This window comes from Promicromonospora sp. NPDC059942, from assembly GCF_042731755.1.
In the GTDB taxonomy this organism is placed as follows: Bacteria; Actinomycetota; Actinomycetes; order Actinomycetales; family Cellulomonadaceae; genus Promicromonospora.
On the sequence record NZ_JBHWLR010000009.1, the window covers coordinates 208478 to 219324 of the forward strand.

The 10847-nt window shown below is 73.7% G+C and carries 9 protein-coding genes; all 9 read right to left on the reverse strand.

From position 1 onward, the window contains the following. Positions 1 to 7: 7 nt before the first annotated feature. Complete coding sequence (locus tag ACFV9Q_RS16660; RefSeq protein ID WP_377235316.1) at positions 8 to 502, reverse strand: hypothetical protein; 495 nt, start codon at positions 500 to 502, stop codon at positions 8 to 10. Positions 503 to 738: 236 nt separating this feature from the next. Beyond that, positions 739 to 4569, reverse strand: coding sequence for a chromosome segregation protein SMC (smc, locus tag ACFV9Q_RS16665; protein WP_377235317.1), 3831 nt, complete (start codon positions 4567 to 4569; stop codon positions 739 to 741). Between the two features lie 118 nt (positions 4570 to 4687). Beyond that, the gene (ndk, locus tag ACFV9Q_RS16670; protein WP_285105149.1) at positions 4688 to 5161 is read right to left on the reverse strand and encodes a nucleoside-diphosphate kinase; all 474 of its coding nucleotides are present in this window, start codon (positions 5159 to 5161) and stop codon (positions 4688 to 4690) included. An 88-nt stretch (positions 5162 to 5249) separates the two neighbouring features. Further along, the gene (locus ACFV9Q_RS16675; protein WP_377232213.1) at positions 5250 to 5690 is read right to left on the reverse strand and encodes a DUF4233 domain-containing protein; all 441 of its coding nucleotides are present in this window, start codon (positions 5688 to 5690) and stop codon (positions 5250 to 5252) included. Further along, a complete protein-coding gene (locus ACFV9Q_RS16680; RefSeq protein WP_377235318.1) occupies positions 5687 to 7384 on the reverse strand; it encodes an MDR family MFS transporter in 1698 nt (565 codons plus the stop codon). The genes ACFV9Q_RS16675 and ACFV9Q_RS16680 overlap by 4 nt, the downstream gene beginning before the upstream one ends. A 62-nt stretch (positions 7385 to 7446) precedes the next feature. Further along, on the reverse strand, positions 7447 to 8145 hold the full coding sequence (locus ACFV9Q_RS16685) for a TetR/AcrR family transcriptional regulator (RefSeq protein ID WP_377235319.1): 699 nt from the start codon (positions 8143 to 8145) through the stop codon (positions 7447 to 7449). Positions 8146 to 8203: 58 nt separating this feature from the next. After that, positions 8204 to 8932, reverse strand: coding sequence for a dihydroxyacetone kinase phosphoryl donor subunit DhaM (dhaM, locus tag ACFV9Q_RS16690; protein WP_377235320.1), 729 nt, complete (start codon positions 8930 to 8932; stop codon positions 8204 to 8206). Further along, positions 8929 to 9612: a dihydroxyacetone kinase subunit DhaL gene (gene dhaL / locus ACFV9Q_RS16695; RefSeq protein ID WP_377232209.1), complete on the reverse strand. Its 684-nt coding sequence runs from the start codon at positions 9610 to 9612 to the stop codon at positions 8929 to 8931. Before dhaL ends, dhaM begins: the two co-directional genes overlap by 4 nt. Before the next feature lie 20 nt (positions 9613 to 9632). After that, positions 9633 to 10628 (reverse strand): dihydroxyacetone kinase subunit DhaK, encoded by a 996-nt coding sequence (gene dhaK, locus ACFV9Q_RS16700; RefSeq protein WP_377235321.1) that lies wholly within the window; start codon positions 10626 to 10628, stop codon positions 9633 to 9635. Between the last annotated feature and the right edge of the window lie 219 nt (positions 10629 to 10847).

Below are 10847 nucleotides of genomic sequence, written 5' to 3' on the forward strand. Positions count from 1 at the left end.
GCCGTGACTAGCTCGCGGCCTGGGCCGGGCCCTGGTCGGCGGCCGGCGGCTCCTGCGCCACCTTCTGCTGCGTGACGTTCTGCGGCGTGACCTTCTGCGCGGAGCGGACCGGGCGCACTGCCCGCAGCTGGCCGGGGACGAGGTTGGCCGGCTTGAGCGGCACGGTGCCCAGCGGCACGTGCAGCGTCTTCTGCGCCTGGTCGCGCGCCCGGTTCAGCACGTCGGTGAGCTCCTCGGCGTCGACGTAGCCCGGCTTGGACTCGACCGTGGCGGCGAAGAACTCGGACATGCCCATGTCCACGGGCGAGGTGTCCGGCCTGACCACGCGCGGCTTGCCCACCCACACGGACGGGGCGCCCACGGCATGGGTCGCGACGGCGGACGCGCCATGACGGCGGCCGTCCTTGCGCCGCTCGGCGTCACCGCGCAGGCGAGCGAGGCCCGAGCGGAACCATTGAAGGAACGAGAACTCCTCGGTGTTGCTGCTCGAGGGCGCATCCATCTGACTGGCGACGACGAAGACACCAACGGCCAACACCAAGCACACCACGAGCAGAATGACCGACCACCACATGGTCCCTATTGTGTCGTGTCTTGTCCGGTACCGCCGCGCGGAAGGCCGCGACACGCCGTGTGACACGCGCCGTTCCGCCAGGAGAAATCCCTCACACCTGGAGGTTCCCGACGTCGAGGTGCGAAAAATCACCCCCTACGCCGGGTTACCACCCAGCGGCGGCACTACGCGGTGACGGACTCCCTGTCGCCCATGCGCTGGCTGATCAGCGTCGTGACGCCGTCGCCGCGCATGGTCACCCCGTAGAGGGCGTCGGCCACCTCCATCGTGCGCTTCTGGTGCGTGATCACGATGAGCTGGCTGTCCTTCTGCAGCTCCTTGAAGATCTCGATGAGCCGGCCGAGGTTCACGTCGTCGAGCGCGGCCTCGACCTCGTCCATGATGTAGAACGGGCTGGGCCGCGCCTTGAAGATCGAGACGAGGAACGCGACGGCCGCCAGCGACCGCTCGCCGCCGGAGAGCAGCGACAGCCGCTTGACCTTCTTGCCCGCCGGACGCGCCTCGACCTCGATGCCGGTGGTCAGCAGGTCGTCCGGCTCGGTGAGCGTCAGCTTGCCCTCGCCGCCGGGGAACAGGCGGGGGAAGATCTCGAGGAACTTCGCCGCGGTGTCCTGGAAGGCCTCGGCGAACACCTGCTGCACGCGCTCGTCGATGTCGTCGACGATCTGGAGCAGGTCCTCGCGCGACTTCTTCAGGTCCGCGAGCTGGTCCACGAGGAACTGGTGCCGCTCCTCCAGGGCCGCGAACTCCTCCAGCGCCAGCGGGTTCACCGTGCCGATGCGGGACAGCGCCCGCTCGGCCTTCGCCAGCCGGGCCTCCTGCTCCTCGCGCACGTACGGGACGGTCCGGTCCGGCTTCGGCGGCCCGGGGACGTCGTCCGCCGGGGCCTGCGTGACCTCGTCCTCGGCCGCGGGCTCCTCCGGCTCGGCGCCGGCCGCCGCGACGATCACGGCGGTGGCCGCGGGGTCGTCCGGCCGGATCCCGGCCTCGTGCAGGGCGCGCGTCCGCGCGATGAGAGCGTCCTCGCGGGCCGCGGCACCGCGGGGCAGCGCCGGGTCGCCCTCGTAGCGGATGGGGTTGCCCTCCTCGTCCCGCTCGACCACGGCGCGGCGCTTGCGCCCGCGCACCGCCACGTCGCCGTCGAAGACCGGGACGGGCTGGTGCGGGCCGAACTCCTCGACCAGCACCTCGGGGTCAGTACCGAGCTCCTCGGTGGCGCGCGTCTGGAGCTGCTCCAGGCGCAGCAGCTGCTGGGCGCGGGCGACCTCGTCGCGGTGGGCGACGTCGGTCAGCTCGCGCAGCTCGGCGGTCAGCGACTCGACGCTCCCCCGGACGGCGACGAGCTGCTCCGACCCGGCGGCGCGGGCCTCCTCGGCGGCCGCCTTGTCGGCGGCGGCCCGGTCCAGCGAGCGCGCGATGGCCTCCAGAGCCACGGCGACCGCCTGCTGCACCAGCACCGCGCGCGACGCGTCGCGGCGCCGCAGCTCCTCGCGCTCGGCGGCGCGGGCCCGGGCCTCGCGCTCCTGCTCCGCGGCGGCGGCCAGCGCCTGCGCGCGGCCCGACACGGCGCGGGCGCGCTCCTCGGCGGTGCGCAGCGCAAGCCGGGCCTCGGTCTCCCGCGCCCGGGCCGCCGAGGCGGCCGCGGTGGCCTCGTCGCGCTCCGCCTGCAGCTCGTCGGCCGAGCCCTCGTCGTCGGCGGGCTCCTCCTCGGCGATCGTCATGCGCTCGACGAGCGCCTCGAGCTCCATCTCGTCCTCGGCGCGCCGGGACTGCGCCTGGTCGAGGGCGGCCCGGTGCCGGTCGGCCTCGGCCCGGGCGGCCCGCGCGGCGGCGCCGAGCGAACCGAGCTGCTCGGCGGCGGCCGCGCGGGCGGCGTCGGCCTCCCCGAGCCGGGCGAGCGTCTCGTCGTAACGCTCCTGGGCCGCCGTGCGCTCGGCACGGGCCCGCTCCAGGTGGGCCGAACCGTCGATGTCACGGGCGGCGGCCTCGTCCCGGGCCGCCTTGGCCTCGTCCAGGGCGGACTGCAGGTGCAGCACGCTCGGCGCGGCGGCCGAGCCGCCCCACGCGCGCGTCGCGCCCAGCAGGTCGCCGGCGCGGGTCACCGCGACCACCGGCTGGTCCCGGACCAGCGCGCGGGCGCGGGCGAGGTCGTCCACCACCACGACGTCCTGCAGGATCGTCCGCAGCGCGGCCGACGCCGGACCCGCCACCTGGACCACGTCGGTGGCCCAGCGGGCGCCGGCGGGCAGGTCGACGGCGGGGCGCTCGACGGCGGGTGCCGTCCGGTCCGAGCCCACGACCAGGCTGGCCCGGCCCGCGTCCTCGTCACGCAGCAGCCGCAGCGCGTCGACGGCCTCGTCGACGCCCGCCACGGCCACGGCGTCCGCCACCGGGCCGAGCGCGGCGGCGACCGCGTCCTCGAAGCCCGCCTCGATGCCCAGCAGCGCCGCCACCGAGCCGAGGACGCCCGGCTGGTGGGCCGCGAGCAGCGTGCCCGCGCCGTCCTTGCGGTCCAGGCTCAGCTCCAGCGCCTCGACCCTGGCGGCCGCGGAGCTGCGGTCCCGCTGCGCCGTCGTCACCTGCTCCTGGAGGTGCCGCACCTCGGCCTTGGCCAGCTCCAGCACCTCGGACGCCGCCTCGTGCGCGACGTCGAGCCCCTCGCCGTCCCCCTCGACCCCGCCGACCTCGGTCTCCAGCGCCGAGAGCGCGCCCGAGGACTCCTCCATGCGCTGCTCGGCCTCCAGCAGCGCGTCGCGCAGGCGGTCGAGCTCCGACTGCGCGGCCTCGACCCGGCTGCGGCGCGCGGCGACCTGGCCGGCGAGGCGCGCGAGGCCCTCACGGCGGTCCGCGGCGGCGCGCAGCAGCGCGGCGTGCGAACGCTCGGCGGCCTGGGCGGCCGCCTCGGCCTCCGCCCGGACGTCGACGGCGGACTCGACCGTCTCGCGCGCGATGGCGACCTCGGTGGCCAGCTCCTCCTCGCTCGCGCGGGAGCGGGCGGCCTGGGCCTCCAGGTCGTCGGGGTCCTGGCCCTGGTGCGCGGGCTCGGCGGTGCCGAGCAGCCTGGCGCGCTCCCCCGCCAGCGACTGGAGGCTGCGCAGGCGCTCCCTGGTCTGGGACAGCGCGAAGACGGTGTCGCCCGCCTGGCTGACCTGCTGCGACTCGGCCGACGTCGCCGCCTCGAGGCGGGCCAGCAGGCCGCGCGCCTCGGTCAGCGCCGCCTCGGTCTCGGCCTGCCGCTGCTTGAGCGACCGCTCGTCGGCGCTCTCCTGCTCGAGCTGAGCGGTGAGCTGGGCCAGGTCGTCGGCCAGCAGGCGGGACTTCGCGTCGCGCAGGTCGCGCTGCACGGTCTGCGCCTTGCGGGCCGCCTCGGCCTGCCGGCCCAGCGGCCCGAGCTGGCGCCGCAGCTCGGCCGTCAGGTCGCCCAGGCGCGCCAGGTTGCCCTGCATCGCGTCGAGCTTGCGGAGCGCCTTCTCCTTGCGCTTGCGGTGCTTGAGGACGCCCGCGGCCTCCTCGATGAAGCCGCGGCGCTCCTCCGGCGTGGCGCGGAGCACGGCGTCGAGCTGCCCCTGCCCCACCACGACGTGCATCTCGCGGCCGATGCCGGAGTCGCTCAGGAGCTCCTGGATGTCCAGCAGGCGGCAGCTGTTGCCGTTGATCGCGTACTCGGAACCGCCGCTGCGGAACAGCGTGCGGGAGATCGTGACCTCGGTGTAGTCGATCGGCAGCGCGCCGTCGGTGTTGTCGATCGTCAGCGCCACCTCGGCGCGGCCCAGGGGCGCGCGGCCGGACGTGCCGGCGAAGATGACGTCGTCCATCTTGCCGCCGCGGAGCGACTTGGCACCCTGTTCGCCCATGACCCAGGAGAGCGCGTCGACCACGTTGGACTTGCCGGAGCCGTTCGGACCCACCACGCAGGTGATGCCCGGCTCGAGCTCGAGGGTGGTCGCCGACGCGAAGGACTTGAAGCCCCGGAGCGTGAGCGTCTTGAGATGCACTCGGTGAGCCTAACTGTGAACGCGGTCTGAACGTCGGACGTACCGCCGGGATATGCCGAAGCGGCACCCGGATGCCTCGGCAGGGTGCCGCTTCGACGGACGTGCGGTGCGGGGGCGGTCAGCCCAGCTCGGGGAACCAGAGGGAGATCTCGCGCGCCGCCGACTCCGCGGAGTCGGAGCCGTGCACGAGGTTCTGCTGCACCTTGGTGCCCCAGTCGCGGCCCAGGTCACCGCGGATGGTGCCGGGGGCGGCGTCGGTCGGGTTGGTGGCGCCGGCCAGCGAGCGGAAGCCGGGGATCACGCCCTGGCCCTCGGCCACGACGGCCAGGACGGGGCCCGACATCATGAACTCGACCAGGGGGGCGTAGAACGGCTTGCCCTCGTGCTCGGCGTAGTGCGCGGCCAGCAGCTCGGTCGTGGCGTCCTTGAGCTGCACGGCGCGCAGCGTGTAGCCCTTGGCCTCGATGCGGCGCAGGATCTCGCCGGACAGGCCGCGGCGCACGCCGTCCGGCTTGACGAGGACGAGGGTGCGCTCGGCCACGGGCTGCGTCGAGGCCTCCGTGGGCAGGGTCTTCTCTGCGACGTCGGTCATGGGCCCAACCCTATCGGGACCGCGCCCCCTCCCCGAACGTGTCGGACGCTCAGGTCACCGGGGTGACCTGAGCGTCTGACACACGACTTCAGGGGGTGTTCGGGGCCGTCTCGGGGTGGGCGGCGTCGTACTCCGCCCGCTCGCGGTCCACGCGCGCGCCGAGCCGCAGCGCGTAGAACCACAGCACCACGAAGATCCCGCCGACGAAGTACATCATCGGCAGCAGCAGGCCCATGGCGAGCACCGGGAGCTGGGCGAGGGTGCCCGCCGCCCGGCCCGTCGTCGTGCCCTGGGCCCGCGACAGGATCACCAGCACCAGGCAGAGGATCCCGCCGAGCGCCCAGATCGCGCCGCCCGACTCGATGCGCAGCGGGCCGCGCCCGAACTCCGAGTCGCGCAGGGCCCACACCACCAGGGTCGCGAACAGCACGAGGAACACCTCGAGCAGCAGCGTGGTGGACGTGAACTGCACCAGCGCGGACTTCTTGGGCTTGATGCGGTCGCCGGGGGCGGGTCGGTCCTTGCTCACCGGTTCAGGATATCCGTCTCCTTGCGTTCCCCGTCCCGGCCGGCGTCCCGGCCGGCGTCGGGCGCGGCCTGGCCGTCCAGGACCGCGACCCCGCCGCCCACGGCGACGGGCTCGGTCGCGCCCTCCATGACGGCCTCGCCGCGGGCGACCATGCCGGCCTGGTTGGACAGCTTGACCTCCTTGAGGAACAGCGCGAGCACGAGGCCGACGACGACCAGCGGCACCAGGTACCAGAACGCCGGGGCGAGCGAGTCCGCGAAGGCGTCGACCACGCCGCTGCGCAGCGGCTCGGGGAGCTGCTGGACGATCTGCGGCGTCAGGCTGGAGCCACCGCCCGCGGGCGCGGCACCCTCCGGAAGGCCTTCGAAGACGCCCTGCAGGTTGTCCGTCAGGCGCGACGTGAACACGGTGGTGAACGCGGCGGTACCCACGGCCGCGCCGATCTCCCGGAAGAAGTTGTTCGACGACGTCGCCGTGCCCAGCTCGTGCGGGTCCACCGAGTTCTGCACCGCGAGCACGATCGTCTGCATGATCAGGCCCATGCCGGCGCCGAGCACGAAGATCATGGCGCCGAACAGCCAGAGCGACATGCCGCCCTCGAGCCGGGTCAGCCAGATCATGCCGAGGATCGTGATCGCGAGGCCGGCCACCGGGAACATCTTGTAGCGGCCCGTCTTCGAGATCGCGAAGCCGGAGACGATCGAGGTCAGCATCACGCCGGCCATCATCGGGAGCATCAGCAGGCCGGACTCGGTGACGCCCGCGCCGGCCGACATCTGCAGGAACGTCGGGAGCATCGCCATGGCGGAGAACATGCCCATGCCGAGCACGAGGCCGATGAGCGTGGTGATGGTGAACGTGCGGTTCTTGAACAGCCGCAGCGGGATGAGCGGCTCCGCCACGCGGTTCTCGATGAAGACGAAAAGACCCACCAGCACGGCCGTGCCGAACAGGACACCGAGCAGCGTCGGGTCGGACCAGTCGTAGCCGTCGTGGCCGAGCGACTCCCAGCTCGTCAGCAGCACGATGCCGGTGGTGCCGAGCGCCATCGTCAGGATGCCGCCCCAGTCGGTGGGCCGGCCCGAGCGGTGCGAGGGCAGCTTGAGCGCGAAGTACGCGATGAACCACGCGGCGATGCCGATCGGCACGTTGATCCAGAAGGTCCAGCGCCAGCCGGGGCCGTCGGTGAGCCAGCCGCCGAGCAGCGGGCCGGCGACGGCGGAGATGCCGAACAGGGCGCCCATCGGGCCCATGTACTTGCCGCGGTCGGACGCCGGGATGATGTCGGCGATGATCGCCTGCGACAGGATCATCAGGCCACCGCCGCCGAGGCCCTGCACGGCGCGCCAGGCCACGAGGGCCTCGAACGACTGCGCCATGCCACCGCCGAGCGACGCGACGACGAAGAGGCCGACCGCCACGAGGAACGGCCAGCGCCGGCCGTAGAGGTCGCCGAACTTGCCGTACAGCGGCATCGCGATGGCGATCGCCAGGATGTAGGCCGTGATGACCCAGCCCTGGTGCTGCACGCCGTTCAGCTCACCCACGATGGTGGGCATGGCGGTGCCGACGATGGTCTGGTCCAGGGAGGACAGGAACATGGAGGCCATCAGGGCCCCGAAGATCAGCCAGATCGTGCGCTGGTTCAGTACGACCAGCGGCTTGTCCGGCGCCGTGGTCACGGCGTGGCTCATGGAGGTGCCTTTCTGGGGGTCAGGTCGGGCGAGGTGCGGGAGGTGCGGGAGGAGCGGGAGGTTCAGCGTTCGAGGTCGGCCGCGACGAGGTCGACGAGCTGCGCGACGGCGACAGGCAGGTGGTCGGCCGGGTTGCCGGTGTAGCCGGCGTGCTCCCAGGCGACGAGCGCGGTGCGCAGCATGAGCAGGACGAGCATCGTGAGCAGCTCGGCGTCCGTGGTGAACGGGACGGTCGCCCGGCGGGCCTCGAAGAGCTCGCCGAGCCGGCTCTTGTGCCGGTCCATCCAGACCACGTGGCGGCGCAGCAGGGCAGGCTCCTGCTGCATGAGGTCCATGGCCCGCATGACCCGGTCGTGGGCCTCGCCGGCGGGCGCGAGCAGGGCGGCGACCACGACCTGGAGGTCGGACAGCAGCCGGCCCGTCGGGCCGCCCTCGACGAAGGTGCGGATGACGTCCTCCGGCAGGCCGGTGTCCTCCGCGCCGAGCACGGCGTCGTCCTTGGACTCGAAGTAGTTGAAGAACGTGCGGGGCGAGACGTTCGCCTCGGCGCTGATCATCTCGACGGTCACGGCGTCCAGGCCGTGCTCGGCGACCAGGTTCTGCGCGGCGTCGATCAGCGCCGCGCGCCGCGCGCGCTTCTTGCGCTCGCGCAGGCCCTGTTCCGCGGGCGAGCCCTCCAGCGCGGACACGAGCTCGCGCAGGTCCGGGCTGGATCCGGGCTCAGCGGGCGCGACGGTCTCGCGCGACGAGGTGGGGGCCATGCGTCAATTCTTGCACCCCGCGCAAAATTTCATCAACTGCAAAAAGATGAGACCGCGGTCACACCTCGCCGAACCCGGACTCGATCATCTCCACGACGGTCGTCACGGCCTCCGCGGCGCCGTCGCCGGTGGCCTCCACGCGCAGCTCGCGCCCCTGCGTGGCGCCCAGCGCCATGAGCTGGAGCACGCTGGAGGCGTCCACGCCGTCGATGGTCACGCTCGCGCCCAGCTCGGCCACCTTGCGCGACACCAGCGCCGCCGGGCGGGCGTGCAGGCCCAGGGGGTTGCGGACGGTCACGGTGCGCGTGCCCGCGGGCTCCCCGGCGGACGACGGCTCGCCCGCCCCGGGCGACTGCGCGGCCTCGATCGCCGCGAACATCCCGACCGCCGCGTTCGCCGACGCCAGCACGGCGTCCCGGTCGGCCCCGCCGTGCGCCGTCACGGCCGCGGCGACCGCGCCCTCGACGAACGGCGCGCGCGCCAGCACCGCGTGCTCGGCCAGCGTGTCGTCCAGCTCCAGGGCCGCCTCGACCGTCAGCACCGAGGACCCGAGGTCCCCGAGCACGACGACGCCGCTGCCACCGCTCGCGCCCGCGTCGGCGAGGGCCGCGAGAACCTCCTCCAGGGTCTGCTGGATCGCGTCGAGCGAGGTTCCCAGCCCGCCGTCGGGCCCGCCGCCCACGCCGCGGACCAGGACGTCGGGTGCCATCTGCCCGGCGAGCTCGGCGGCCCCGCGGGCCAGCTCGGCGGAGTGCGAGACGAGGACCAGCGCGACCCGCGCCGTCATGCCGCGCCGCGAGGGTCGGCGGACTCCGGACCGGCGAGAGCGGCGGCCAGCGCCGCGCCCAGGACCAGTGCTGTGGAGCGTGCGCCCGGGTCCTCGTGACCCGCGCTGCGCTCGCCGAGGTACGAGGCCCGGCCCTTGGTCGCGACCATCGGGATGGTGCCCGTCGCCGCCTTGTCCGCCGCCTCGGCCGCCGCGCGCAGCACGTCCACCTCGGAGCCGCCGTCGCCCGCCGCGGCCTCGGCCGCGTCGACCGCCGCCTGCCACGCGTCGACCATCGTCTTCTCCCCCACCGTCGCCTTGCCGCGCGAGGACACACCCTCCAGCGCGGCCTCCAGCACCGCGACGACGGCGGGCGGGTCGATCTGCGGGCGGCCCGAGACCTTCGCCGCGCGCAGGTACGCCGTGCCGTACAGCGGGCCGGACGCGCCGCCCACCGTGGACATCAGGGTCGTCGCCACGAGCTTGAGCACGTCACCGACGGTCCGCTCGTCCGCGGCGCCGGGCTGGGCCGCCGGGTCGTCGAGCCGCGCCACCACGGCGTGGAAGCCGCGATGCATGTTCTCGCCGTGGTCACCGTCGCCGATCTGCCGGTCGAGCTCCGTGAGCTCGTCCTTCGCGTCCGCGATCGCGTCCGCCGTGCGGCGCACCCATCGCTCCGCCCAGTCCGCGTCCAGCGCCATGTCTCAGAACCCTTCTCGTCTCACCACCGGAGTGCTGCAGTGTTCACCGGCGCGTCCCAGAGGGCCTCCAGCTCGTCGTCCAGCCGGAGGACGGTGACCGATGCCCCCTGCATCTCGAGGGACGTCACGTAGTTGCCCACCAGCGACCGGGAGACCGTGACGCCGCGCTCCTCGAGAAGGCGCCGCGCTCGACCATAGACCACGTAGAGCTCGGAGAGCGGGGTGCCGCCCATACCGTTGACGAACAGCAACACTCGGTCGCCGCCGTCCAGGGCAAGGTCGTCGGCGACGGGTGTCAGGAGCATCTCCGTGACCTCGTCGGCGCCGACCGCGGCCACGCGGTGGCGGCCGGGCTCGCCGTGGATGCCGATGCCCACCTCGATCTCGTCCTCACCCAGGTCGAAGCTGGGCCGGCCCACGTGCGGCACGGTGGGCGCGGCCAGCGCCACGCCCATGGTCCGGACGTTCGCGATCACCTGCTCGGCGACGGCGGTCACGCCCGCGAGGTCGACGCCACGGGCCGCGGCGGCACCCGCGATCTTCTCGACGGCCACGGTGCCGGCCACCCCGCGCCGGCCGGCGGTGTAGAGCGAGTCCTCGACGGCGACGTCGTCGTTCACGAGCACCGAGGCGACCTCGACGCCCTCCGCCTCGGCGAGCTCCACCGCGGTCTCGAAGTTCAGCACGTCGCCCGTGTAGTTCTTGACGATCGTGAGCACCCCGGCGCCGCCGTCGGCGGCCTGGATCGCGGGCTGGATCTGGTCCGGCGTCGGCGAGGTGAACACGGCGCCCGGGACGGCGGCGTCGAGCATGCCGTCCCCGACGAAGCCCGCGTGCAGGGGCTCGTGCCCCGACCCGCCACCGCTGACCAGGCCGACCTTTCCGGTGACCGCGCCTCCGGCGCGGCTGACGAAGACGGGCGACGTACTGACCTGCACCAGCTCGGCGTGCGCGAGCGCGAAGCCGGCCAGGGAGTCGGCGACGGCGTCCGCGGGATCGTTCAGCAGCTTCTTCACGGCGACCTCCTCGCGGGACTGTGCGGCCCGGCGCCGGCGCCGGGCCCGCGAACACGTCCCCTGGGGTTCATGTAACACCACGCCGGGCCGGGTCGTACAGGAGAGGCCGGGTCGGGGGGGGGGGGGGGGGCAGGGGCGGGGCCCCACCGCGGCAGGAGAAAAGGAGCGAGAGGACAGAGGCAGAAGAGGGAGGAGGTTTTTGTTCTTGGGCTGTGATAA